Below are 26,676 nucleotides of genomic sequence, written 5' to 3'. Positions count from 1 at the left end.
ATGATATTTGATAAACGATTTATAGGTCTCATTATTATAGTTGGCTTTATAGCGGGGTTAGTAGGAGCTTCCTATACGCATTTATTACATGGAATCCAACATTTCGTATATAATTATTCCTCTTCTGATCATTTGAGCTTTGGTGCAGCTGTGGCCCGAGTATCACCAGTAGAACGATTGATACCTTTAATCGTCTGTGGCGTGATAGGTGGCGTAGGTTGGGTTTTGATTCATAGATATGGTAAAGGCGTTGTAGATATAAAAACGGCAGTTTCTGTTAAAATGGATATGAATCCAATTACTACTGTTTTACATGCAACACTGCAAATAATTACGGTAGGTATTGGTTCTCCATTAGGTCGAGAAGTTGCACCACGTGAGGCTAGTGCTGGTATTACCACCTTTTTAGTTAAACATTTTGATATAAAACAAGAAGACCGTCAATTATTAATTGCATGTGCTGCAGGCGCTGGCCTAGCTGCAGTTTATAATTCACCATTATCTGCGACAATTTTTACATTAGAAACTTTGCTTCTTACTTGGAATGTACGCGCTATGAGTGCAGCCCTTTTATGTTGTGGCTTGGCTACATTTGTGACGCGACAAGCTGGCGTAGGAGATGTCATTCAATATACAATGGCACAACCCAGTTTGGGAAGTCATTATGTAGAGTTTTCTATCGTTTTAGGCGCTATTATTGCAATTGGTGTTGTTTTATTTAATATTACACAAAGTAAGCTACCCGCTATTCACCGTAGTAGTCCCATAATGATTCCTATTTCTATCGTAGCATTTACACTAATTGGTGTTTTAGCTATGTATTTTCCTGAAATTCTTGGAAATGGTAAAGCAGGCAATGAGTTGACTTTTACGAACGATATCACATGGACATATGCATTGGGTTTATTTGGATCCAAATGGGTAGCTGTTTTACTTGCTTTGACCGCTGGTGCATATGGTGGTCGTATTACACCATCTATGATGTTAGGTAGTACTTTGGGAATCGTATTTGGTACCGTATGGGCTATTGCTATAGCGCCAGTATCTTTGGGAATGTCTGCTTTTGTGGGGGCCGTAGTATTCTTAGGCCTTGCACAAAAAATGCCTTTGACATCTTGTGTATTTATGCTTGAATTATCTCGTTTCTCTGTAGAGATGTTGTTTCCTATAGCTTTAACAATGGGGACAGCTCTTATGGTAGAGCAAATCATTCAATCAAAATTAAATAGCGCTAAGTAGCAATAAATAATAGTTAATAAAAGTAAATATAATATATAGAAAAGAAGCGGATAGTTGAATTAATCAACTATCCGCTTTTAATGTATATGTAATTATACGATTTTTGCGTTCTTATCGTATTCCTCGCCACCCGCATCAGGAAGCATGCCATATTCTACAGTCCACAAGTGTTTATATTTTAGTGCTTGATTGTGAATACGTTCGATTTGCGTTTCATCTGTACGAGCTATGCGAGCTGGGATTCCAACAACTAAAGAATTAGGTGGAATTACAGTGTTCTCCTTTATGACTGCACCAGCAGCAATAATAGAGCCAGAGCCAATATGACAACCGCTCAATACAATAGCGCCCATTCCAACTAATACATTATCTTCGATAGTACTAGCGTGTACTATTGCACCATGGCCAATTGTTACATAATCTCCAAGAATGCAAGCCCTGTCATCATCAACGTGTAATACAGAGTTATCCTGTACATTAGAATAGCGACCTACTACAATTTTATTTACATCACCGCGAAGTGCACAGTTTTGCCAAATGGAAGCATATTCTTTTAGTTCAACATCACCTGCAAGTTCTGCACCAGGCATAACACAACTTTTGGGATCTAATTTGGGGTATTTTCCGTGAAATGGTAACATAAGGAACTCCTAATTTATTAACTATACGATTTCAATAAGACGTTGTGCTTTACGAATAGACATGATAGCTTCGTTCATTACTGTTTGTACTATAGTGTGAGCAGGTTCAATAGTAGTAAGTCGGTTTAAACCTTGTCCAACTTGTACAGCACCATTTACAACATCACCATCGATAGCAGCACGTTTGTTAGTGCCTTGGGACATTTTGGTGCGTTCTTCAGGGGTAGTAACACCATCTGTTTCGGCAGCTAAGTAACGTGAAGTGAATTCGTTTTTCAAGCTACGTACTCCACCGTGACCGGAGAGGAGACCCGTTACAACAGAGTCTGTATCTGTGGCTTTGATAATTGCTTCTTTCATATTTATGTGGGCTTGGCATTCTTCAGCTAACAAAAAACGGGAACCCATTTGTACACCCTCAGCACCCATCAACAATGCTGCTGCAATACCACGACCATCTACGATAGCGCCTGCTACAACAACAGGAATGGAAATCTCAGGTAAAATATTTTCCATCAAGGACATGGTTGTTTGGCTACCAATATGTCCACCAGCTTCCATACCTTCAATAATAATTGCATCAGCACCAGCTTCTTCAATACGTTTAGCAAGTTTTAGAGATGGAACAACAGGGATAACTTTAATGCCTGCATCTTGCAATGGTTTAATATATGGTACAGGATTGCCTGCTCCAAGTGTTACAAATGCAGGCTTTTCTTCAATGATAACATCCACTAATTCGTCTTTATTGGGAGCCATTAACATGAGATTGACTCCGAAAGGCTTATCCGTTAAGTCTTTACAGGCACGAATCTCGTTGCGCGTCCATTCTGCATCACGACCACCAAGAGCAATTACACCTGTAGCACCTGCATTAGCTACGGCAGCAACTAGTTTGTGTTCAGATACCCAGGCCATAGCACCTTGGATGATAGGGTATTCGATTTGTAAAAGTTGTGTTAACGCTGTTCTCATAAAGCCTCCTATGATAATAATTAAATTTACTGAAACTTTATTATACCTTTATAGGAGAATTTTATATAAGAATGATTTTATTTTCTTATATAAAATTAGAGTATTAATAAAGTCAAGAATATTCATCAGTATATACTTATATACTAAAGAGATTAAGCGTAATATTATTTGGAGATTATATGTAGTCACATAATCTCTTCTCTATATAATAGTATAATATAGTAATTATGTACACCTTAGATAAGGTTATTATAGTTATTTATTTAAACAATATGCTTTCAAAATTAATTTCCAATTATTAGATTAAAATAAAATATTCAGCAGTAGTCTAAAGATAAAAAAACTAAATGATAATATATTTCAAATGAGTTAAGTAGTAGAAAACCGCATAGTATCTATGATTATTAAATATTATAAAAAATGAGAAAATAAGAAAATGAGTATTGAAAAGTTTCGATGTCTTTGATATACTACATTACAGATAGAGTATCTGAATTAATTAAAGATAAACATTAAACAATAATTTTCAAGTGAAGGAGGAAATACACATGGAAAAATATGTATGCGTAGTATGTGGTTGGGTTTATGACGAAGCTGTTGAAGGCGTAAAATTCGAAGATCAACCAGCTGATTATGTTTGCCCAATTTGCGGTGTTGGTAAAGACCAATTCGAAAAAATGTAATTGACTTACCAAAAGGCTATCTTGAGTCCACTTGAGATAGTCTTTTTTATTTGACAAAGCACCATGTCATGTTTATAATATTATGAGTCGAGGTAAGATTATGAAACTGCAAGTAGAGCAAGCAAAAGAACATATAGGAAAGAAATTTCCTTATAGCTATACGATATCAGCCTCTGAGCTTGGTGACGTAACTGCTTTTCCTTGGAGCCGTCATGATATAACCATTAGTGGTGAGTTTTGGTTTGATGGTCAAAATTACATCGTTCAAGGTTCGATTCAGTCTAAAGGCGATTATGATTGTTCCCGTTGTTTAAATACCACAGAACATTATCGAAAAGATTTCTTTGAGGAAATCTTTAGTGATTGTCGAGATGCTGCAGATGATGTGAATTCTTTTGATGGAGAAGAAATTGACTTAACTGAACTAATTAGGGATACATTAATCATCAATGAGCCCTCTCAAGTGTTATGTCAGGATGATTGCAAAGGATTGTGCGTTCATTGCGGAGCAAATTTAAATGTTTCACCTTGTTCTTGTGAATCCTTTGTGGTGGATCCTCGATTTGCAGAGTTACGTGCTTTGCTTGATGAGAAAGATGATAGATTATCCTAATGATTGTACTAAGGAGGTGCAGATAATGGCAGTACCTAAACGTAGATTGTCTAAATGCCGTCGCGATCGTCGTCGTGCTAATTGGAAATTAGAAGCTCCTGGTTATGTAGCATGTCCACAATGCCACGAACCTAAGATGCCTCATCGTGTTTGCCCTACATGTGGTCACTATAAAGGTGAACAAGTAGTAGCTAATGCTTAATATGTGAGCAGAGAGAGACGCCTACTTTGTAGGCGTCTTTTTTATATGCTTTCAAAATATACACTCATATTTTTATATATTTTGTTATCAATAGCAAGTGTCACTATTTTATAGTAAGATTATTCTATAAAATGGTGACACATTTTTATTTTTTATAAACAATAATACTAAAATATAAAAAAACAACTATATTTTGTATATGCTATGAAAATATCTTACTATATGTATGAAAAGTCTTGCCAATAAGGGAATTATTGTATATACTTAGGATGTAATATTAATACTAGGTCATAAAAGGTGGTCCCATAGGTCATAAAAGGTGGTCCCATGAGTCGGTTAAAGAAGCAAGAGCGCCAGAAGCAGTTACAAGAAAAACTGAATATTACGCCATTTCTTACTGATGAAGAATTGGCAACACACTTTGGTGTAAGTGTGCCAACAATTCGTCTCGATCGACTAGAATTGGGTATTCCTGAATTGCGTGAACGTATTCGTGTTATGGCTACAGGTCAATCACATGAAATGGCAGAACATGTATCATATGAAGTGGTTGGCGAATTGATTGATGTCACCGAGGGGCACCAAGCATTATCTATGTTGCGTACTACGGCTGATATGGAAGATCAATTCGGATATGTAGAACCGCAGTATTTATATGCTCAAGCAAATTCCCTTGCAAAAGTGGTTATGGGGACGACTGTTTGCTCTGCGGAAGTTGGAAATATAAAATATAAGAACCCGGTAGGATCTGGTACTAATTTGGTAGCGAAAGCAGAAATTGTTCGTCGCCGAGGTAATAAGTTCTTTATTTGGGTTATAATAAGAGATAAAATAAAAGAAGTGTTTCGCGCAAAATTTATTATGGAATCCGTAGAGAATAGGGTGTAAATTATGAAAATTGCAATAGACGCCATGGGTGGCGACTTTGCTCCAATGGAGACTGTACTTGGATCCATTGAAGCCGTACGAGCAAATCAACACATTGAAGTGGTGCTCGTCGGCGATGAGCAGCAAATTTTTGATATATTAGAAGCTAATAATGAAGCTAAGAATCCACGTATTTCTGTACATCATGCTAGCCAGGTAATCGGCATGGATGAACATCCAGGTCAAGCATTGCGCAAGAAAAAAGATGCATCTGTTGTGGTCGCTACTTCGTTGGTTCGCGATAATCGTTGTGATGCTGTAATTGCTCCAGGTAGTACGGGAGCTGCTGTTGCAGCGGCTTTGTTTGGTCTTGGTCGCATTAAGGGCATTGATCGCCCTGTCATTGCAACTCCAATGCCAACGGTAAGTGGTATAACAGTTATGTTAGACTCTGGTGCAAATTCTAATAGTAAACCTAAACATCTTGTACAAGGTGCTTTAATGGGGTCTGAATATGCTAAGCTTTTATTAGGAAAAGAAAATCCTACTGTGGGATTGTTAAATATTGGTGAAGAGGCCACAAAGGGGAACGATGTCGTATTGGCGACATATCCGATTTTGGAGGGTATGAAGACTATCAATTTTAAAGGAAATATTGAAGGTCGTGATATTCCTAAAGGTGCCGTTGATGTTGTCGTATGTGATGGCTTCGTAGGCAATGTGGTACTTAAATTTGCGGAAGGTTTAGTAACAGGTCTTACGCAATTAGTAAAGGATAGCATCATGGCAGGAAGTATTTTCGCCAAGATAGGAGCTATGCTTGTAAAACCAGCTTTGAAAAAGATGGCAAAACGTTTGGATCACACAGAAAATGGTGGTGCTCCGCTCTTAGGAGTTAATGGGGTATTCATGATTGCTCATGGTAGTTCTAAAGCAAAAGAAATAAAAACTGCTATTGAAATTGCTAGTGATTTAGTAGAGCGTAAAATTATTCAACACATAAGAGAAACGATGGATATTGAAGGAGCCTTAAAGTATGACTATGATGAATAAACCTGTAGGAATCATTGGTACTGGGAGCTTCCTTCCTGACAATGTAGTAACAAACTTTGATCTTGAAAAAATGGTTGATACCAATGATCAATGGATTAGAGAGCGTACGGGTATAGAAGAACGACGCATTGCACCGGAAGGTATGAATACATCCTATATGGCGACAGAGGCAGCAAAAAAAGCTATGCAAATGGCTAATGTCACTGCAGAGGAAATCGACATGATTATCTTTGCTACCTTAACACCAGATATGATTATTCCTTCGGCAGCTTGTGTATTGCAAGCGAACTTAGGTGCCAAAAACGCTGCAGCCTATGATTTACAAGCGGCATGCTCTGGGTTTGTATATGGATTGATTACTGCCGCTAGTTATATTAGTTCTGGTATTTATAAAAAAGTACTCGTCGTGGGGGCGGAAATTCTTTCCCGTCGAGTAAACTGGAATGATCGTGGTACATGTATCCTCTTTGGTGATGGTGCTGGGGCTGCAGTAGTATCTGAAGTACCTGAAGGCTATGGCATTAAAGGTATTGACATGGGCGCCGATGGCACTGGCGGACCAGCGCTTTGCATTCCTGCAGGTGGCACTGCTGTGGTGGCAAATGATCAACGCGTAGAAGAGGGCTTAACATTTATTCATATGGATGGCCCTGAAGTATATAAATTTGCCGTTAAAACGATGGGGCGTACGGTTTTAAAATCCTTAGAACGCGCTGGTATGGAGTTAAACGAATTAGATTACTTCATTCCTCATCAAGCGAATATTCGTATTATTGATTCGGCAGCCAAACGTTTACATCTGCCAATGGAAAAAGTTTTTGTTAATTTACATAAGTATGGTAATACATCTGCCGCGTCTGTAGCGATTGCACTTGATGAAGCTAATCGCGAGGGACGTTTCAAACGCGGTGATAATGTTGCGTTTGCAGGATTTGGTGCAGGCCTAACATGGGCAAGCCTGGTCTTGAAATGGTATTAAGGAGGACACATCAAGATGATTAAGACTGACATTTGTGATTTATTGCAGATTGAGTATCCAATCTTTCAAGGTGGTATGGCTTGGCTCGGTACTGCAGAATTAGCGGCAGCCGTTTCTGAAGCTGGTGGCCTTGGGATTATTGGTGCTGGTCATATGCCTCCTGATATTTTCCGTAATGAAATCCATAAATTAAAAGAGCGCACTAGCAAGCCTTTTGGCTGTAATATTATGCTCATGTCTCCATTTGTAAAAGAGGTTATGGAAGTAGTTGTGGAAGAACGTGTTCCTGTTATTACTACAGGTGCAGGTAATCCTGGTGTTTATGTTCCCGCTTTGAAAGAAATTGGTACAAAAGTTATTCCTGTAGTTGCATCAGTATTACTTGCAAAGCGCTTATTACGTGGCGGTATTGATGCAATTATTGCTGAAGGTACAGAGTCTGGTGGTCACGTAGGTGATATTACAACTATGGCATTAATTCCTCAAGTAGTTGATGCTGTAGATGTACCAGTTATTGCTGCTGGTGGTATTGCAGATGGTCGTGGTATGGCTGCGGCATTTGCATTAGGTGCTAAAGCGGTACAAATGGGGACACGATTCGTATTATCCGAAGAATGTATTGCCCATGAAAATTATAAAAATGCTGTATTGAAAGCAAAAGATCGTGCTACAGTTATGACTGGCTTAACAACAGGTCATCCTGTACGTATTATAGATAATGCGTTAGCTCATAAATATAAATCCCTTGAATTTAGTGGTGGTTCTAAAGAGGAATTGGAAGCATTAGGCGCTGGCACACTTCGTTTAGCTGCTATTGATGGTAATATAAAAGAAGGTTCTGTAATGATCGGTCAAATTTCTGGTATGTTAACAGATGTTAAACCATGTGAAACTATCATTAAAGATATCATGACTGAAGCTGAAACAGTGATTAAGAATCTTCAAGGTCTTAGTAAATAAGGAGGCCCCTAATGAAAACGGCATTTGTTTTTCCTGGTCAAGGTTCTCAAAAAGTAGGCATGTTACAAGATTTGTATAATGCGTATCCTATTGTAAAACAACGTTTTGAAGAGGCTGACGAAGCACTTGGTTATTCCATCAGTAAATTATGCTTCGAAGGTCCTGATACAGAGCTCGTTAAAACAGCAAATACACAACCAGCTATTTTGACTGCATCCGTAGCTTGTTATGAAATTCTAAAAGAACAAGGCTTTACGCCTGATATCGTAGGCGGGCATAGTCTTGGTGAGTATAGTGCTCTAGTAGCAGCCGGTGTATTGAACTTTAAAGACGCAGTATATGTAGTTCATAAACGCGGTGAATATATGCAAGAAGCTGTGCCATTGGGTAAAGGCGCTATGGCGGCAATTTTGGCATTACCTCGTGAGCAAGTTGTAGAAATTTGTGAAGAAGTAAATGCTTCTGTAGGTTCTGTACAAGCAGTTAACTTCAATTGCCCTGGACAAATCGTTATTGCCGGTGAAACTGCAGCGGTGGAAACAGCAGCTGAAAAAATGAAAGAAGCAGGAGCGAAACGTGCAGTAATGCTTCCGGTGAGTGCTCCATTCCACAGCCGTTTGATGGAACCAGCAGCTCTTCGGTTAAAGGAAGAATTGGATAAGATCCAAGTGAGTGATGCACAAATTCCTGTAGTTGCAAATGTTACTGGTAAGATTTTGACTAATGCCAATGACATTAAAGAGTCCTTAGTTACTCAAGCCGCTAACCCTGTTTTATGGGAAGATTGTGTAGCTGAAATGGTAAACTTTGGTGTTACTCGCTTTGTTGAAGTGGGGCCTGGGAAAGTACTTACAGGTTTTACTAAAAAGATTAACAAAGATATGGAATTAGCCAATGTTGAAGACATTGCATCCTTAGAGAAAACGCTTGAATTTTTGAAGGGGGTTCGATAAAATGCATTTAGAGGGTAAAGTAGCCATTGTAACTGGCGCATCCCGTGGCATTGGTCGCGCTGTAGCTATCAATCTAGCACAATCTGGTGCTGATGTTGTTGTAAACTATAGCGGTAGCGAAGGTGCAGCGCAAGAAACTGTTGAAGCTGTACAAGCGTTAGGCCGCAAAGCCATTAAAATTAAAGCTAATGTAGCCAATGCTGATGAAGTTGCTTCCATGGTGGAAGAAGCTCATAAAGAATTTGGTCACATTGATATTCTCGTGAATAATGCGGGGATTACGCGTGACGGTTTGTTAATGCGAATGAAAGACGAAGATTTTGATGCTGTTATCGATATCAACTTAAAAGGTGTTTACTTGGTAACTAAAGCAGTATCTAAAATCATGATGAAACAACGTTCTGGTCATATTATTAACATGACATCTGTTGTTGGTGTTATAGGTAATGCTGGTCAAACTAACTATGCTGCTTCTAAAGCGGGCGTAATTGGTTTTACTAAATCCTGTGCTAAAGAATTGGCTAGCCGTGGTATTACAGTTAATGCTATTGCACCAGGCTTTATCAATACAGATATGACTGATGTATTACCAGAAAAAGTTAAAGAAGCTATGGTTACTCAAATTCCGTTGGGCCGTATGGCTGATGCCGAAGAAGTAGCAACAGTAGCAACATTCCTTGCTAGCGATTTTGCTAATTATATTACGGGTCAAGTCATCAATGTTGATGGTGGCATGGTAATGTAGTTGTAAAATTAGACTATATATAAATACACTTTGAAAGGAGGTGAACCACTAATGAACACTTTCGATAAAGTTAAAGCAATCGTTGTGGAACAATTAGGCGTTGATGAAGCTGAAGTTACCATTGATTCTACATTCATCGACGACTTAGGCGCTGACTCCTTAGATATCGTTGAATTGATCATGGCATTTGAAGAAGAATTCAATGTTGAAATCCCTGACGACGTTGCAGAAAAAATTAAAACCGTTAAGGATACAGTAGAATATATTGATTCTGCTAAATAAGCTGTAAAGCTAACAATTCAACCGAACGGGAGGCCGAGTGGCCTCCCAACCGGTTTTATTTACAGGAGGATTTGATAGTGAAGCTCCCTGAACTTCGCATTGGGAATCTAGTGGCCAAAGTACCTATTATTCAAGGTGGTATGGCGATTAGATTGTCTACAGCTCGCTTGGCAGCAGCCGTTGCAAATGAAGGTGGTATCGGCCTTATTGCGGCATCGGGCTTGCCTTTCGATGAATTACGATACGAAATACAATTAGCTAGAAAATTATCACCTACGGGTATTATTGGTATAAATGCGATGGTAGCAGCAACTCAATTTGCTGGCTTAGTAAAGACTGCCATCGAAGAAGGCATTGATCTTGTAGTAGCAGGTGCTGGTTTTTCAAGAGATATGTTCGCAATGGGCAAAGAGTCTGGTACTCCTATTGTACCAATTGTTTCGTCCGCAAAATTAGCTCGCATTTCTGAAGGTTTAGGTGCTGCAGCTGTAATCGTAGAAGGCTGTGAAGCTGGTGGACACTTGGGGACGGATCGTTCCGCTCGAGAAATCGTTCCCGAAGTTGTAGCAGCGGTAAAAAACATTCCAGTAATTGCTGCTGGTGGTGTTCTAGATGGCCATGATATCGTTGAAATGTTAAAAATCGGCGCTAGTGGTGTTCAAATGGGTAGCCGTTTTGCTGCTTCTGATGAATGTAATGCATCTGATGAATTGAAAAAAATGTATGTACGAGCTACAAACCCTGAGGATATAGTATTGATTCAAAGTCCTGTTGGTTTGCCTGGTCAAGCAATAAAAAACAAATTTGCTGAATCTGTTTTAGATGGTACTGTAGCGCCTCCAACGGTGTGTGATAACTGTTTAAAACATTGTTCCCATAAATTCTGCATTATCCGTGCTCTTTCTCGCGCACAACAAGGTGATGTGGAAACGGGGTTGGTGTTCTCTGGCAATAATATGAGAAAAGTCGATAGGATTATGCCAGTTAAAGATATCTTTGCTCAATTAAAACAGCAAGTAGCAGAGATTGATTAATTTAAAGGGCTGTATAGCTATAAGAGGTGGAATAATTGGAAAAACGTGTAGTAATTACTGGCTTAGGGGCAGTGACTCCTGTAGGTATCGGTAAAGAGAACTTCTACAATGCGTTATTGGCAGGTCAATCTGGTATTGGGCCGATTACACGCTTTGACGCATCTGACTATGCAACACGCATTGCGGGTGAAGTAAAAGACTTTGATATTACAAACTATGGGGTAGACAAGAAAGAAGCTCGTCGTATGGACCGTTCTGTAGAATTTGCTATCGGTGCAGCTGTTCTTGCTTGTGAAGATGCTGATCTTGATTTAGATAAAGCAGATTTAGATCGCTGTGGTACTGTAGTTGGTACAGGTATAGGCGGCATTGACTCTATCCATGAGGTGTATGAAACATTATTCGAAAAAGGTCCTGGCCGTGTAAGTCCATTTGCAGTACCTATGATGATTGCAAATATGACATCTGCACGCGTATCTATTCGCCTTGGTCTTAAAGGTCCAGTTATTACAGACGTAACTGCTTGTACTTCTGGTACAAATGCGATTGGCGATGCATTCCGTATCATCCAACGTGGAGATGCTGATGTGATGTTTGCTGGTGGTACTGAGGCTGCGGTATCTCCGGCTGCTGTAGCTGGTTTTGCGGCTATGAAAGCTATGTCTACACGCAATGATGAGCCAACAAAGGCGTCCCGTCCATTTGACCGTGACCGTGATGGTTTCGTAATGGGTGAAGGTGCTGGTATCGTAGTTCTTGAAGAATTAGAACACGCAAAAGCACGCGGTGCGCATATCTATGCTGAAGTTGTGGGCTATGGTAGCAATGGTGATGCTTACCATATCACTGCACCAGCTCCAGGTGGTGTTCAAGCTCGTAAATGTATGGAATTAGCAATTAAAGATGCAGGTATTGATCCTAAAGACGTTAACTACATCAATGCTCATGGTACATCTACTGGCCTTAATGACCAAAATGAAACATTGGCTATTAAAGAATTGTTCGGCGATCACGCTAAAAATATCGCTGTTAACTCTACTAAATCCATGACAGGTCACTTATTGGGGGCTGCTGGTGCTATTGAAACTATCGTAATGGCAATGGCGATTGAAACTGGTAAAGTTCACCCTACAATTAACTGTGACAATCCTGATGAAGGTTTGGATCTGGACTATGTTCGTGAAGGCGCACGTGAACTTCAAGTAAAATGTGCACTTTCTAACTCTTTCGGTTTTGGTGGTCATAACGGTACACTTTGCATTCGCCGTTATGAAGCTTAATGGTTACTATCGAAACGCATAAGAGTAAGATAACACAAGCTCGTGAAGAATCTCTTCATGAGCTTGTTGCTCGTTTAGACATACCTGTGTCAGATATATCCATTATAGATTGTGCTTTTACACATACTTCTTATGCGAATGAACATAAATCAAAGCATATTCATCACAATCAGCGATTAGAGTTTTTAGGCGATGCTGTTTTGGATCTTATTATTGGGGAATACCTATTTAAGACATATCCAGATATGGCTGAAGGTAATTTAACGAAAATTAAGGCCGCTACAGTGTGTGAGGATTCTTTAGCATCTGTGAGTCGTTCTTTGCAACTAGGACAATATTTATTGCTCGGTCATGGAGAACGCGCTTCCGGTGGTAACGATAGAAACTCTATATTAGCGGATACCTTTGAGTCTCTCATCGGTGCCATTTATATTTCTACAGATTATCAAACGGCTATGGCCTTTGTTTTAAAGCATTTAACTACCTATATCATGCAAGCCTTAGAAGGTAAGCGGGGCAAAGATTATAAGACATTATTACAAGAATATGTGCAACGTGATGGGGATAAACATATTGTCTATCATTTGCTCAGTGAAAGTGGTCCCGATCATGCTAAAACCTTCCATATGGAGGTTGAAATTAATGGTGTTACTTACGAGGCCGGCTCTGGTAAAAGTAAAAAAATTGCAGAACAACATGCGGCTCAATTGACTTTAGAAAAGTTGATGGCTGATAAATAGAAAAGCGCCGAATGGCGCTTTTTTTGTATAATAGTATGTGAGTAATATATAGTATGTGAGTAATAATCTATATAATGGTAGATGAATAATGATCTATATAATGATAGATGAACAATAATCTATATAATAATAGATGAATAATAATTTTTACATAAGAAGAGGAGGTGTCTATGAAACCATTTGGTATGATTCCCTTTTTTATACCTCACGTAGGTTGTCCCTATGTGTGTACATTTTGTAATCAATCTCGTATTACAGGCCAATCTGGTATTAGTCACCTAACTCCAGAATATATACAACAAACAATCAAAGACTATGTAGGAACAAAGCGGAATGAAAAGTTTTGGGAGGTTGCCTTTTATGGTGGATCATTTACGGCTATTATTAAAGATTTACAACATAAATTATTAATGCCTGCCTATGAAATGCTTCAACAGGGCCTCATTGATGGCATACGCTGTTCTACAAGGCCCGATGCTGTAGGAGATGAAGCGATTACATTATTACAGTCTTATGGAGTAAAAACTGTGGAACTTGGTGTGCAGTCTATGAATGATGGTATTTTAGTCGATGCTAAGAGGGGGCACACGGCACAAGAGGTAGTAGAGGCTGTTACACGATTAAAACATCGTGATATGACCGTTGGGGTTCAACTTTTACCGGGACTAAAAGGAGAGACTTGGCAAACCATAATAGAAACGGCCATTGCAGTAGCCGCATTACGACCTGATTTTGTACGTATCTATCCCGTACTAGTTATAGAAAATACAGAGCTAGCCGAACAGTATAGAGCTGGAGAATATAAACCACTAAGTACTGAGCTAGCTATACAGTATTGTTCATTTTTAAAAGATTGGTTTGAACAGCATGGCATTGAAGTCATTCGCACGGGTTTACAAAGTACAGAAGAATTAGATTCTAGGAATAGCTTAGTAGCGGGGCCATATGAGCCCGCTATGGGGGAGCTGGTTGTGAACGAACAGTATAAGCAGCGAATTGAACGTTGTATTGATGAGCATGCATCTCAGTATACGTACGCACTAAGTAACGATTGTTTTAATCTAACTGACTACGCTACTTATGAAAATCTAGGATTTAGTGGAGTTAGTGCTTATAATGCTGATAATAGTGGATATATAGATAACACTAATAATGATAGAACAAATTATATTAGGAATAATGGTATTGCAGTACAGCATAATATTGTTATTTCTTATCCGAGATGCTTAACATCTAAGGTGCGAGGCCTTAATAATCGAAACGTTAAATACTTTCAGATTCAGTATCCGCAGTATGCATTTGAATGGTGTGAAGAACGCACGAGAAATACCGTTCGTTGCTGTATTGATGGCCTGCAATATGTGTTATAATAAAAGATATGATTATTTAGGGTTGTTGGTAGAAAGGAGGCAGTCATGCAATTACTTCGGTTGGAATTAAAGGGCTTTAAATCGTTTGCGGATAAAACGATTGTAAAATTCTCACCAGGAATGACTGCCGTTATTGGTCCTAACGGAAGTGGTAAAAGTAATATTACGGATGCTATGAAATGGGTATTGGGAGAATCCAATGTCCGTAATTTGCGCGGTCAAAAAGCAGAGGATATTATTTTCTCTGGTACGGAAAAGCGCAAACCTATGAGCGCTGCTGAGGTTACACTTGTGTTTGACAATAGTGACCAACAATTAGATATAGATATGGCTGAGGTAGCCATTACACGCCGTATATACCGCACTGGTGAAAGTGAGTTCCTCATTAATAAGCGATCTTGTCGTTTAAAGGACATACATCTTTTACTAGCAGATACCGGTCTTGGTAGAGACTCCATGGCTATCATTGGGCAGAACCGAATTGATGCTATTTTAAATTCTAAACCTGAAGAACGGCGCCTTATCTTTGAAGATGTAGCAGGTATTTCTCGCTTTAAGATCAATAAAGAAGATGCATTGCGTCGTATTGCCAGTACAGATCGTAATATGGAGCGTGTACGAGACGTAATGGCTACCATTGAAGAGCAATTAGGACCTTTGTCTGAAAAAGCGGAAAAGACTAAAAAATATATGACCTTAAGCCGCGCAAAGCGCGATTATGATGGGGCATTAGGCTTCCACAATTATAAGACCTCTGATCGTCTTTTAACACGTTTTGAAAACGATAATATTGCCTTTAAAGATGAAGAAATTGAGCTTCAAACTGAATTGTCTAAATTAGAGGCTCGTCGTCACGAATTGCAATCGTCCTCGTCAAAAGAGCAGGAACAGCTTAAGTTGTGGGAGGCTCAATATACTGAAAAGCAACGCGATGAAGAACGCTTATCTGGTCATTTACGTCTCTTAGAAGAGCAACTAAAAACAGCGCGCCGTGAATTAGATGAAACGTCTATGCGCATTAGCGAGCTAGAGGCTACGCAAAAGGGCGAGGAGCAACAATTGCGCATCTTAAATCAATTGATTCAAGATGAAAGTGCTCAATTAGTAGAAAAAGAGTCTAATCTAGAAGAATTAGAAGCGAGTTACAAAAAGGCTGTTGAAGATGTAAGGTCAGAACAAGCTAAGTTCCAATCCTTGCAATCCAATCGAGAGGCTTTTGAGAAACGTCAATTAGAAGTTGTGAGTGCTATTGAAACGGCTAAGGCTAGTATTCGGAGCTTAGAAGCTCGCAAGGGGGAAAGTAAAAATCAATGTGCTATTCTAGAATCTGAAATAGCACAGGTAGATAGTGAACTACAAGTCGCTCGTTCTGAATTTGAAGCGCTAGGTCAAAAGTTTAATGCCTTATCTGCTCAACGACAAGCCCTCGTTGATGATGCTAAGGATGCGGTCATGAAAGCGCGTGAAGAGCGTAAGGAATTACAAAAGCTGCGCACTCAAGAACAACGTGCAAAAGGTCGATTAGAACTATTAGCACAGTGGGAGGAACAGCACGAAGGTTACTTAGAAGGCACAAAGAACATCCTCAATGGTAAAGGTTCTTGGCGCGAACAGATCACGGGCGCTGTTGGCGATCTCTTTACGGTAGAGGAGAAATATACTACGGCTATCGAAACGGCCTTAGGCGGTAGTGTTAACCACGTTGTAACTACTACAGCTCGCGCTGCTGCGGAGGGTGTCAATTATTTGAAATCTATCCAAGGTGGTCGCGTAACCTTCTTGCCGATGGATTCTGTTAAAGGTAAACCATATGATACACCGGCTTTACATGAAAGCTGTGTATTAGGCACTGCTGTTGATTGTATTTCTTTTGATAATAAATACGCCCATATTTTCCAATACTTATTGGGGCGCACCTTGGTAGTGTCTTCCATGGATGATGCCATTGGATTACAGAAAAAATACAATCAGCAATTGCGCATCGTAACTCTTACAGGGGAACAATTTCAACCTGGTGGTTCTCTAACCGGTGGTGCCACAAAACGTAAGCGTGCTTCTGTATTGAGCCGCAAGGAAGAGGCTGCTAGTCTTGAACAAGAACTGGTACAAATTGAAGAACAAATTCGCTCCTTAATAGCTAACTTAGAAAGCCTTGAAAAACGGGTTGAAGAGACTGAAAAGGATCAAGCGACTCTTGATGAAAGCTATCAACATACGAACTTACTCTATGTGGCTAGTGAAACAAAGGTACAAAATATACAAAATCAGCTGGATCGTAAGAAACGTGTTCTCCATGAAGAAGAGCAACGTTTAGTACAAATTGATATTGATTTGGCTACTACAACAGCTAACTTGAAAGATCAAGAAACAGCATTAGCTTCCTTGCAAGAGGATCATGGTATGGATGGTAATCAAGGGGCGTTGATGGGTCGATTAACCGTGTTGCAAAAGGTGCAACAAGAGGCGTATGAAGCTTTTACAGAAGCTCGCCTTACTTGTGATACCTTGCGACATACCATTCAGGAACGGGAATCACAACGTGAACAGCGTAATCAGTCTATTTCTAGTATTATTGAGCGTTTAACACCACTTCGTAATTTGTTAGTTAGTACTACACAACGCTATGAAGAGGATATCCCTCTGGCTCAGGAAGTTGCAGAACAAGAGTTGACCTCTGCTACGGCTGAGGTTGAACGATTACGTGCCCTTCGCGATGAAGCTTATGATAAAACATCTACGGGGCGCGAGGAAATGGAATCTATCCTCAGTGAGCAAGACCGATTGAATCAACGCTACAAAGTGGTGCAAGGTCGCCTTGTTGATATGGAAGGTAAAATTACACGTCATCGCATGGACTGTGAGCGCTTTGTAGAAGAATTACAAGAGCTAGGCTTTACTTTGGAAGATGCTCAAGTCCTTCGCATTGAAGGCTCCGTTAGCGATTGGAAGGATGAGCAAGCTCGTTTGATAGCCGAAATTGCCGAATTGGGTCCAGTCAATCCAAATGCCGTTGAGGAATACGAAGAGACTAAAGAACGCTATGATTTCTTAACCACACAATTAGCTGATTTAGATACGGCAAAGGCGCAATTACAGGCGGTTATTGCCGAAATGGATAAGGCGATGAGTACACAGCTATATGATGTATTGGATGTGGTAGGCCGTAGATTCCAAGAAGTATTCAGCCAATTGTTTGGCGGTGGTACTGCGCAAATTGTACTTACTGATCCAGATAATATCTTGACGGGTGGTATCGACTTCTACATTCAACCACCAGGGAAAAAGCGTCAACAATTGACACTTTTATCGGGTGGTGAGCGTGCTCTTACGGTTATCGCTTTATTGTTCTCATTCCTTGACTATCGTCCAGCTCCGTTCTGTGTGCTTGACGAAGTTGACGCGGCGCTTGACGAAGCTAATGTTGAACGATTTAGCTCTTACTTAAATCGAATAAATAAAGAAACACAATTTATCGTTGTATCTCACCGTAAAAAGACGATGGAAGCTGCCGAAGTACTTCAAGGGGTAACCATGGTGGAACGCGGTGTATCGCGATTATTAACAGTAGCATTTGAAGATGTGAAGGAGGATCTAGCATAATGGCATTTGGATTCTTTGATAGAATTAAAGACGGTTTAGAGAAAACTCGTAAGTCTTTTGTAAAAAATGTAGAAAGCATCGTTATTGGTTATGCGCAAATCGATGATGATTTTTTAGATGATTTAGAAGCAGTTATGCTTACTAGTGATCTAGGCCCTAAGACGACAGAATACTTGATGAAAGAAATTCGTCGTGGTGTAACAGAAGGTATCATCAATCATACAGGCGATGTAATGCCGTTTATGGAAGACCGCATCACGGAAATGCTCATCGATCAAGAAGATGAAATTACTTTGCACCATCCTGAGGTTATCCTCGTAGTTGGTGTAAATGGTGTTGGTAAAACAACGACAATCGCTAAATTGGCTAACTATTATACTAAAGAAGGTAAAAAGGTTATCATTGCTGCAGGTGATACATTCCGTGCCGCTGCAGCTGACCAATTATCCATTTGGGCTGATCGCGTTGGTGTGCCGATTGTTAAACATAAAGAAGGCGCAGACCCTGCTGCCGTTGTATATGATGCAATGGAAGCTGCGAAAGCTCGTAATGCAGACCTTGTTATCGTAGATACGGCTGGTCGTCTACATACTAAGGTTAACCTTATGGAAGAGCTTAAAAAGATGGGGCGCGTAGCGAATAACCACGTAGAAGGTGCGCCGCATCAAACATTGCTCGTTTTAGATGGTACTACGGGTCAAAATGCAGTAAGCCAAGCTAAATTATTTGGTCAAGCTGTACCAGTAAATGGTATTGTAGTAACTAAACTAGATGGTACAGCAAAAGGCGGCGTAGTTATCTCTATTAAAGAGGAACTGGGCGTACCCGTACGCTGGATTGGCGTTGGCGAAGGTATGGATGACTTGCGTCCATTTAATGCAAAAGAATTTGCTAATGCACTATTTAATAAAGGAATGATTCAAGGTGACAAATAAATATAACCGGGAATTCTTACTTGAATATGTAGAATCTGAAAATAAAAAAAATGAATGTAATGTTAGCCTAGAAAATATGAATAAGATAGTTAGCTTAATCGAGTACTTCGGTATTGAACTATATCGCCCCATTACGAGATTGCTACTTTCAAACTGGGAAGAAATTACAGAACGTATTAATAACTATACTGAATCAGATTGGATGATGGCTGATGAAATCCAGAAGACCACACCTACACTAGATCGCTTTTCTATTGCTATGCTCATCGAAGTCTTAGAAGGTGAGGATACGTTGAATCAAGCGGAAAATGTAGGTCGTCGTTTGACGGATGAAGAAATGAAAGCCATCCGTAAACATCAGGATGAACAGTAATGAAGCATAGTACATATAATTACGAGGGGGGCCAACCATTTAAAGTGGAGGCGCCCTTTACGCCTACAGGTGACCAACCTACCGCGATTCAATCTTTAACAGAAGGTATTGAACGTGGTGAATGGGCGCAAGTTTTGCTCGGTGCCACTGGTACTGGTAAGACTTTTACAATGGCTAAGGTTATTGAAGCAGTTCAAAAGCCGACCTTGATCATTGCTCATAATAAAACCTTGGCGGCTCAATTATGTAGTGAATTTAAAAGTTTCTTTCCAAATAATGCGGTAGAATACTTTGTATCTTACTACGATTTTTATCAACCGGAGGCCTATATTCCTTCTAGTGATACATATATCGAGAAGGATGCGTCTATTAATGATGAAATCGATAAACTGCGACATAGTGCTACGATGAGCCTTTTTGAGCGCCGCGATGTCATTATCGTTGCCTCTGTTAGCTGTATTTATGGCTTAGGTGACCCTGAGGACTATTCTGATCTTGTATTGTCCTTGCGCTTAGGTCAAACTAAATCGCGCGATGAAATCTTATCTAAACTCGTAGATATTCAATATACGAGAAATGATATGAACTTTATCCGCGGTACCTTCCGTGTACAAGGGGATACAATTGATATTTTCCCTGCCGCTTATAGTGAAAGAGCCATTCGTGTGGAGCTCTTTGGTGATGAAATCGACCGCCTCGTAGAGGTAGATTCCTTGACGGGTGAAGTTATTGCGGAAAGAAAACACGTTGCTGTCTATCCAGCATCTCACTATGTAACGACGAAAGAGAAGATGAATATTGCTGTAGAGCGTATTGAAGCCGAATTAGATGAGCAGTTGGCGAAGTTAAAAGCTGCTGACCGTCTATTGGAGGCTCAGCGCTTAGAACAGCGTACCCGTTACGATATAGAAATGATGCAAGAAATGGGCTATTGCTCGGGCATCGAAAACTATTCCCGTCATATGTCTGAACGTAAGGCTGGGGAAGCACCGTTTACATTGATTGATTATTTCCCAGATGATTTCCTCATCATGGTGGACGAATCGCATGTGACGATGCCTCAAATTCGTGCTATGTATAATGGTGACCGTGCCCGTAAAGAATCTCTTATCGAATACGGTTTCCGTCTTCCTTCTGCATTAGATAATAGACCTCTTCAATTCGATGAATTTGTAGAGCGTATCAATCAAATTGTATACGTATCGGCTACACCTGGCCCATACGAAATGGAAGTAGAAACGAATATTGCAGAGCAAATCATTCGTCCTACGGGCCTATTAGATCCATCTATAGAAATTCGTCCTATTAAGGGGCAAATGGATGACTTGCTTGGAGAAATTCACAAACGAGCTGCCAAGAATGAACGGGTTCTTGTTACGACATTGACGAAGAAGATGGCTGAGGACTTAACGGAATTTTTGAAGGAAATGGGCGTACGAGTTCGTTACCTTCATTCCGATATTGTTACTATTGAGCGGGCTGAAATCATTCGTGATTTGCGGGCTGGCGTATTCGATGTATTAGTTGGTATTAACTTGCTTCGTGAAGGTCTCGATATGCCAGAGGTTTCCTTGGTTGCTATCTTAGATGCGGATAAGGAAGGTTTCTTGCGTTCCGATACGGCCATGATTCAAACTATAGGTCGTGCGGCTCGTAATGTGAATGGTCATGTTATCATGTACGCAGATCGTGTAACAGGTTCCATGCAACGAGCTATCGATGAAACCGATCGTCGTCGTGCCGTGCAAGAGGCTTATAATATTGAACATAATATCACGCCTAAATCTGTATCTAAAGATGTAAAAGAGCTTATCGAATTAACGAAAATCGAAGAAGATATGGTTACCGAGGGAAAGGGACTTTCACCGAAAAAAGGAAAACAAAAAAAATCCTCAGAGGGCATGGACCATGGACACGAATCATATGTTCAAGATACATCAGCACCTAAGGTGGCAGATATAACACCGGAAGAATTGTACAATAAGATTGAAGAGCTAGATCGTCAAATGAAGGCCGCCGCCAAGCAGCTTGAATTTGAATCCGCTGCTAAATTACGTGATCAATTGGGCGTATTACGTCAACAATGGTCCGATATGCATAGTGCAGGAGATAGCAAGTTGAAGAAGCCTGCTTCTACCAAATCTAGAAAGCGGACGAGTCCAAAAAGTAAATCTTAAGAGCAATTTTAAAAGATTGTAAGAAAACACATAGATTATATAGACTATATGTGCGATAATATACATATATTATTTCATGTTAGTAATCGGAGAGATGATGCCGTTTGGTATCATCTCTTTAAATAGGAAAGATAATGAAAGATCAATTGATTGTAAAAGGTGCGCGTCAGCATAACCTAAAAAATATTGATATATCCTTGCCACGTGATCAGTTTATCGTCTTAACTGGCCTCAGTGGTTCTGGTAAATCATCCCTAGCATTTGATACGATTTACGCAGAAGGACAACGACGTTATGTTGAGTCCCTGTCTGCGTATGCACGTCAATTTTTGGGACAAATGGATAAACCCGATGTCGATTATATTGAAGGTTTATCTCCCGCCATTTCTATCGACCAAAAGACGACGAGTCGCAACCCTCGTTCTACGGTTGGTACCGTAACGGAGATTTACGACTATTTACGTCTCTTATTTGCACGCGTAGGTCATGCACACTGTCCAGAATGTGGTAAGCCTATTACCCAGCAAACAATACAACAAATGACCGACGATGTAATGAGCTTTCCCGAAGGTTCAAAGATTTTAGTGCTGGCCCCTATGATTCAAGGTAAAAAAGGGGAACATAAATCGGTGTTTGAACAACTTCGCAAAGAAGGCTTTGTTCGTGCTCGAGTAGACGGTGTAGTGCGTACCTTGGACGAAGAAATTGTATTAGAGAAAAATAAGAAGCATTCCATCGATATCGTTGTGGACCGTCTCGTTGTAAAAGAAGGCATTGAATCTCGGTTGGCTGACTCTATGGAGACCGCTTCAAAATGGGCAGAAGGCATCGTTGTGATTCAAGAGGTAGACGGACCTGAACACATGTATAGCCAACATTTTGCGTGCCCAGATTGTCATATTTCATTACCTAAAATTGAACCGCGTATGTTCTCTTTTAATAGTCCGTTTGGTGCGTGTCCATCTTGTTTAGGGATTGGTTCTACTATGGAGGTTGATGAGGAGCGCATTATTCCAGATGGATCTATTAGCTTTGCCGATGGTTGCGTGCAAGCCTTGAGCTCCAATCCTAATGCTTGGTTTATGCGTCAAGTAGAAGGTCTATTAAAAGCTAATGGATATTCCTTAGACTCCACCTATGATGAATTGCCGAAAGCATTACAGAAAAAGGTGATGTACGGTACGACGGATAAGGTAAATTTCACCTATGAAAATATGAGAGGTGAGATAAAGGAATTCTTTACTGAGTACGAAGGCATTTTACCGATGGTTAAGCGCCGTCATAGTGAAGCCTCTACAGATTCTATGCGTGAAGAATTTGAAAAGTTTATGTCCATTAAGCCTTGTACTACTTGCCATGGTGCTCGTCTAAAACCTGAAGTATTGGCTATTACCGTAGGGGATAAGAATATCAATGAGGTCACACAATTAACTATAAAGGAAGCATTAGATTTCTTTGGGCATCTACAATTAACAGAGCGTGAACAAGTCATTGGCGCTCAAATTTTGAAGGAAATCAATGCTCGTTTAGGTTTTCTCAATAATGTAGGCCTCGATTATCTAACAATGAACCGTAGTGCAGGCACATTATCTGGTGGTGAAGCACAGCGTATTCGGTTGGCCACACAGATTGGCTCAGGCTTAGTAGGTGTATTATATATCCTAGATGAGCCATCTATCGGTTTACATCAACGCGATAATGATCGCCTCATCGATACATTAAAAGGGCTACGTGATTTAGGAAATACCTTGCTTGTTGTAGAACATGATGAGGATACGATGCGCGCTGCTGATTATTTAGTAGACATCGGTCCCGGAGCAGGTGAACATGGTGGTCAAATCATTGCAGCAGGTACTGTTGAGGAAGTGATGAAGGTAGAAAACTCTATTACTGGTCAGTACTTAAGTGGTCGTAAATTTATCGCCCTTCCCGAAGAACGCCGCAAACCAGGCAAGAATTGCATCGAAATTCGCGGTGCGAAGGAAAATAATTTACATAATATTAATGTAAAATTTCCGATAGGATTATTTACTGTCGTTACGGGGGTCAGTGGTTCTGGTAAGTCTACCTTAATCAATGAAATTCTTTATAAAGGATTAGCCAATCAGTTGTATCGTTCTTATCATAAGGTGGGAGCTCATAAAGAGATTCGAGGCATTAAACATATTGATAAAATAATCAATATTGATCAAAGCCCTATCGGACGTACACCTCGTTCCAATCCAGCTACATACACAGGTGTATTTGATGCGATTCGCGAACTATATAGTCAAACGCCTGAGGCTAAGATGCGTGGCTATAAACAAGGTCGTTTTAGCTTTAACGTAAAAGGCGGTCGATGTGAGGCTTGCCGTGGTGATGGTATTATCAAGATTGAAATGCATTTCTTACCAGATGTATATGTGCCTTGTGAAGTTTGCAAAGGGGCGCGATATAATCGTGAAACCTTGGAGGTTAAGTATAAAGGTAAATCCATTGCTGATGTATTAGATATGACCGTAGATGATGCTGTAGAATTCTTTAGTGCCATACCTAAAATTAATCGTAAGATGGTTACCCTCCAAGAGGTTGGTCTTGGCTATATTCGTTTAGGTCAAGCGGCTACTACATTATCTGGTGGTGAAGCACAACGTGTAAAATTAGCTACTGAGTTAGCTCGTCGTAGCACCGGTAAAACGTTATACATCCTTGATGAGCCTACTACAGGCCTTCATGCTGAAGATATTCGTAAGTTGTTACACGTATTGCAACAACTCGTAGAGGGTGGCGATACAGTTGTTGTTATTGAACATAACTTAGATGTTATTAAAATGGCTGACCACATCATCGATCTTGGTCCTGAAGGTGGTAATCGCGGTGGCACTATCGTGGCTACTGGTACACCTGAGGAAATTGCTAAGGTAAAAGAAAGCTATACCGGCAAATTCTTGGGTCCTGTATTGGAACAGACTAAGAAATTTATGAAAGCAGCGAAGCATAAGAAATAAAATAGTACATATATTTAAGTTTCTATAAAAGAAAAATCATAAAGAGAATAGACTACGTCCTTCAACTTATAAAGGTCATTACTTAAAGAAGTGTGTAATCTATTCTCTTGTAATCTACAAGGAAAGGAGGAAATATGCCGTCTGAAGAATTACTGGAAAAGGTCAGTCATCTGCCAACGACGCCAGGTGTCTATTTATGGCGCGATCAATATAACCGCATCATCTATGTAGGTAAAGCTATTAATTTGCGCAACCGTGTGCGTTCCTATGTACGTAATGATGCGAATCGGGCACCAAAGGTAACGGCCATGATGAAACGTGCCGTCGATGTGGAAGTCATTCAAACAAAGACGGAAATGGAAGCACTTATCTTAGAAAATACGCTTATCAAGGAGCATGAACCTAAATATAATATTAGGCTCCGCGATGATAAGACATACCCCTATGTCAAAATCTCAGTGCAAGAAGACTATCCTCGTGTATATATGACGCGTCGTCTTGAACGGGATGGAGCTAAGTATTTTGGCCCTTTTACAGATGTTACATCCGTCCATGTGGTACTGAAATTAATACGCCAGTACTATCCATTGCGTACCTGTAAATCTATGAAGGTAGAACGCCCGTGCTTGCAGTATCATATGCATTACTGCGAGGCACCGTGTTTTAACAAAATATCTGTACCGGATTATCGGAAGTATATTGACGAAATTATAGAACTTTTTGAAGGCAAATCTATACCATTGCTAAAGGAAATTAAATCAAAGATGGAAACTGCTGCAGAAGATTTGCGCTTTGAAGATGCGGCACGGTATCGTGATCAATTATCTAGTATTGAAAAGATACAAGAAAAGCAACGCATGGTTACTCAACGTGGCGACTTAGACGTATTAGGATTGGCTGTAGATACATCGATGGCCTGTGTACAGTTGTTATTCATCCGTGGTGGTCGTCTGTTAGGCCGTGAGAATTACTTTGTGCAACATGATGGTGATAGTTCAGAAACCATTATGACGGACTTTATCAAGCAATACTATGGAGATACAAACTTTATCCCTAAAGAGTTACTACTACCTATGGAGAGTACAGATAGGGACTTATTAAGTGAATGGTTTACACAGCTAAAAGGTCAACACGTAGATGTATCTGTGCCACAGCGTGGCTATAAGATGGACATGATTAAGATGGCTCATGAAAATGCGGAAACTTTCCTTGAAGAACGTCGTCGTCAGTGGCAGCACCAAATCGATAAGACTGGCGGAGCGGTTAAGAAGCTAGCCGAGATTCTTGACTTACCACGTTTACCTGAACGTATGGAGTGTTTTGATATATCTCATATACAAGGGGCTGAAACAGTAGCTTCCATGGTTGTTTTTGAAGGTGGCAAGCCTGCGAAGAAGGAATATCGTCGCTTTAAATTGAAAACCACACAGGGTAAGCCAGATGATTTTAAATCGATGGCAGAAATCATGGAACGACGCTACGGTAATGAAACAGACTGGCCTATGCCGGACCTTATTATCATCGATGGAGGTAAAGGTCAGCTCAATGCAGCCTTGCCGTTAATTCGTGCCGTTGGTGTTACAGATGTGCCTGTCATTTCCTTGGCTAAACGTATTGAAGAGGTCTTTGTAGAAGGGCAATCTGAAAGTATCATTTTGAGTCATCACACGCCGGAACTTCAATTACTTCAACAAATTCGTGATGAAGCTCATCGCTTTGCCATTACCTATCACCGTAAGTTGCGTGGCAAGCGAAATCTTGAGTCTATATTAGACCATATTGAAGGAATCGGTCCTAAACGCCGTAAGGCATTATGGGCTCACTTTAATAGTTTAGAGGCCATGAAAGAGGCATCTATTGATGAACTTTCAAAGGTAGAATCTATGAATTATAAGACGGCAGAAACACTATATAATTTCTTTCGTATGTCCAAAGTAGAGAAACAAGAGATTTTAAAATAAAATGGAAAAAGCACCTATTGATGTTTT

At 40.1% G+C, this 26,676-nt stretch carries 23 protein-coding genes; 21 read left to right on the top strand and 2 right to left on the bottom strand.

Going from position 1 to position 26,676, the window contains the following annotated elements; genetic code table 11:
• The gene (locus E7L28_RS04815; protein WP_118091478.1) at positions 1–1,239 is read left to right on the top strand and encodes a chloride channel protein; all 1,239 of its coding nucleotides are present in this window, start codon (positions 1–3) and stop codon (positions 1,237–1,239) included.
• Between the two features lie 92 nt (positions 1,240–1,331).
• Here the strand turns inward: E7L28_RS04815 and E7L28_RS04810 are convergent, their stop codons facing one another.
• Together E7L28_RS04810 and E7L28_RS04805 are read right to left on the bottom strand one after the other, a co-directional pair.
• Positions 1,332–1,880 carry a gamma carbonic anhydrase family protein gene (locus E7L28_RS04810; RefSeq protein ID WP_004693416.1) on the bottom strand — a complete coding sequence of 183 codons (549 nt, stop codon included), beginning with the start codon at positions 1,878–1,880 and terminating at the stop codon, positions 1,332–1,334.
• Between the two features lie 21 nt (positions 1,881–1,901).
• Positions 1,902–2,855 carry a nitronate monooxygenase gene (locus E7L28_RS04805; RefSeq protein WP_118091479.1) on the bottom strand — a complete coding sequence of 318 codons (954 nt, stop codon included), beginning with the start codon at positions 2,853–2,855 and terminating at the stop codon, positions 1,902–1,904.
• A gap of 548 nt (positions 2,856–3,403) precedes the next feature.
• Here E7L28_RS04805 and E7L28_RS04800 point away from each other — a divergent pair.
• The 20 genes from E7L28_RS04800 to uvrC all read left to right on the top strand — a co-directional run bounded on the left by E7L28_RS04800 (position 3,404) and on the right by uvrC (position 26,649).
• Positions 3,404–3,538, top strand: coding sequence for a rubredoxin (locus tag E7L28_RS04800; RefSeq protein WP_004693422.1), 135 nt, complete (start codon positions 3,404–3,406; stop codon positions 3,536–3,538).
• 100 nt (positions 3,539–3,638) lie between these two features.
• On the top strand, positions 3,639–4,151 hold the full coding sequence (locus E7L28_RS04795) for a YceD family protein (protein ID WP_004693424.1): 513 nt from the start codon (positions 3,639–3,641) through the stop codon (positions 4,149–4,151).
• A 25-nt stretch (positions 4,152–4,176) separates the two neighbouring features.
• Positions 4,177–4,353 (top strand): 50S ribosomal protein L32, encoded by a 177-nt coding sequence (rpmF, locus tag E7L28_RS04790; protein ID WP_004693428.1) that lies wholly within the window; start codon positions 4,177–4,179, stop codon positions 4,351–4,353.
• A 327-nt stretch (positions 4,354–4,680) separates the two neighbouring features.
• Complete coding sequence (gene fapR / locus E7L28_RS04785) at positions 4,681–5,241, top strand: transcription factor FapR (RefSeq protein WP_004693429.1); 561 nt, start codon at positions 4,681–4,683, stop codon at positions 5,239–5,241.
• A 3-nt stretch (positions 5,242–5,244) separates the two neighbouring features.
• The gene (gene plsX, locus E7L28_RS04780; RefSeq protein WP_004693432.1) at positions 5,245–6,273 is read left to right on the top strand and encodes a phosphate acyltransferase PlsX; all 1,029 of its coding nucleotides are present in this window, start codon (positions 5,245–5,247) and stop codon (positions 6,271–6,273) included.
• Positions 6,257–7,252 (top strand): beta-ketoacyl-ACP synthase III, encoded by a 996-nt coding sequence (locus E7L28_RS04775; protein ID WP_012864189.1) that lies wholly within the window; start codon positions 6,257–6,259, stop codon positions 7,250–7,252. Before plsX ends, E7L28_RS04775 begins: the two co-directional genes overlap by 17 nt.
• A gap of 15 nt (positions 7,253–7,267) precedes the next feature.
• A complete protein-coding gene (gene fabK, locus E7L28_RS04770; protein ID WP_004693435.1) occupies positions 7,268–8,212 on the top strand; it encodes an enoyl-[acyl-carrier-protein] reductase FabK in 945 nt (314 codons plus the stop codon).
• 11 nt (positions 8,213–8,223) lie between these two features.
• Entirely contained in the window at positions 8,224–9,165 is a 942-nt protein-coding gene (fabD, locus tag E7L28_RS04765; RefSeq protein ID WP_004693437.1) for an ACP S-malonyltransferase, read from the top strand.
• A 1-nt stretch (position 9,166) separates the two neighbouring features.
• A complete protein-coding gene (gene fabG, locus E7L28_RS04760; RefSeq protein WP_004693439.1) occupies positions 9,167–9,910 on the top strand; it encodes a 3-oxoacyl-[acyl-carrier-protein] reductase in 744 nt (247 codons plus the stop codon).
• A 51-nt stretch (positions 9,911–9,961) separates the two neighbouring features.
• Positions 9,962–10,192: an acyl carrier protein gene (locus E7L28_RS04755; RefSeq protein WP_004693441.1), complete on the top strand. Its 231-nt coding sequence runs from the start codon at positions 9,962–9,964 to the stop codon at positions 10,190–10,192.
• 77 nt (positions 10,193–10,269) lie between these two features.
• Positions 10,270–11,226 (top strand): NAD(P)H-dependent flavin oxidoreductase, encoded by a 957-nt coding sequence (locus tag E7L28_RS04750; RefSeq protein WP_004693443.1) that lies wholly within the window; start codon positions 10,270–10,272, stop codon positions 11,224–11,226.
• Between the two features lie 35 nt (positions 11,227–11,261).
• Entirely contained in the window at positions 11,262–12,506 is a 1,245-nt protein-coding gene (gene fabF, locus E7L28_RS04745) for a beta-ketoacyl-ACP synthase II (RefSeq protein ID WP_004693446.1), read from the top strand.
• On the top strand, positions 12,506–13,246 hold the full coding sequence (gene rnc / locus E7L28_RS04740; protein ID WP_004693448.1) for a ribonuclease III: 741 nt from the start codon (positions 12,506–12,508) through the stop codon (positions 13,244–13,246). Before fabF ends, rnc begins: the two co-directional genes overlap by 1 nt.
• Before the next feature lie 170 nt (positions 13,247–13,416).
• Positions 13,417–14,616: an elongator complex protein 3 gene (locus tag E7L28_RS04735; RefSeq protein WP_024061460.1), complete on the top strand. Its 1,200-nt coding sequence runs from the start codon at positions 13,417–13,419 to the stop codon at positions 14,614–14,616.
• 45 nt (positions 14,617–14,661) lie between these two features.
• Positions 14,662–18,216 carry a chromosome segregation protein SMC gene (gene smc, locus E7L28_RS04730; protein ID WP_024061461.1) on the top strand — a complete coding sequence of 1,185 codons (3,555 nt, stop codon included), beginning with the start codon at positions 14,662–14,664 and terminating at the stop codon, positions 18,214–18,216.
• Positions 18,216–19,151: a signal recognition particle-docking protein FtsY gene (ftsY, locus tag E7L28_RS04725; protein WP_004693455.1), complete on the top strand. Its 936-nt coding sequence runs from the start codon at positions 18,216–18,218 to the stop codon at positions 19,149–19,151. The genes smc and ftsY overlap by 1 nt, the downstream gene beginning before the upstream one ends.
• Entirely contained in the window at positions 19,141–19,524 is a 384-nt protein-coding gene (locus E7L28_RS04720; protein ID WP_008600675.1) for a hypothetical protein, read from the top strand. Before ftsY ends, E7L28_RS04720 begins: the two co-directional genes overlap by 11 nt.
• Entirely contained in the window at positions 19,524–21,701 is a 2,178-nt protein-coding gene (gene uvrB / locus E7L28_RS04715) for an excinuclease ABC subunit UvrB (protein WP_004697449.1), read from the top strand. Before E7L28_RS04720 ends, uvrB begins: the two co-directional genes overlap by 1 nt.
• Positions 21,702–21,835: 134 nt before the next feature.
• Positions 21,836–24,688, top strand: coding sequence for an excinuclease ABC subunit UvrA (gene uvrA, locus E7L28_RS04710; protein WP_316711476.1), 2,853 nt, complete (start codon positions 21,836–21,838; stop codon positions 24,686–24,688).
• A 134-nt stretch (positions 24,689–24,822) separates the two neighbouring features.
• A complete protein-coding gene (gene uvrC / locus E7L28_RS04705) occupies positions 24,823–26,649 on the top strand; it encodes an excinuclease ABC subunit UvrC (protein ID WP_316711475.1) in 1,827 nt (608 codons plus the stop codon).
• Positions 26,650–26,676 lie beyond the last annotated feature (27 nt).

Origin of the sequence: Veillonella parvula (genome assembly GCF_032575955.1) — a bacterium.
Taxonomy (GTDB): Bacteria; Bacillota; Negativicutes; order Veillonellales; family Veillonellaceae; genus Veillonella; species Veillonella parvula_J.
This window is presented reverse-complemented; position numbering and strand designations above follow the sequence as displayed.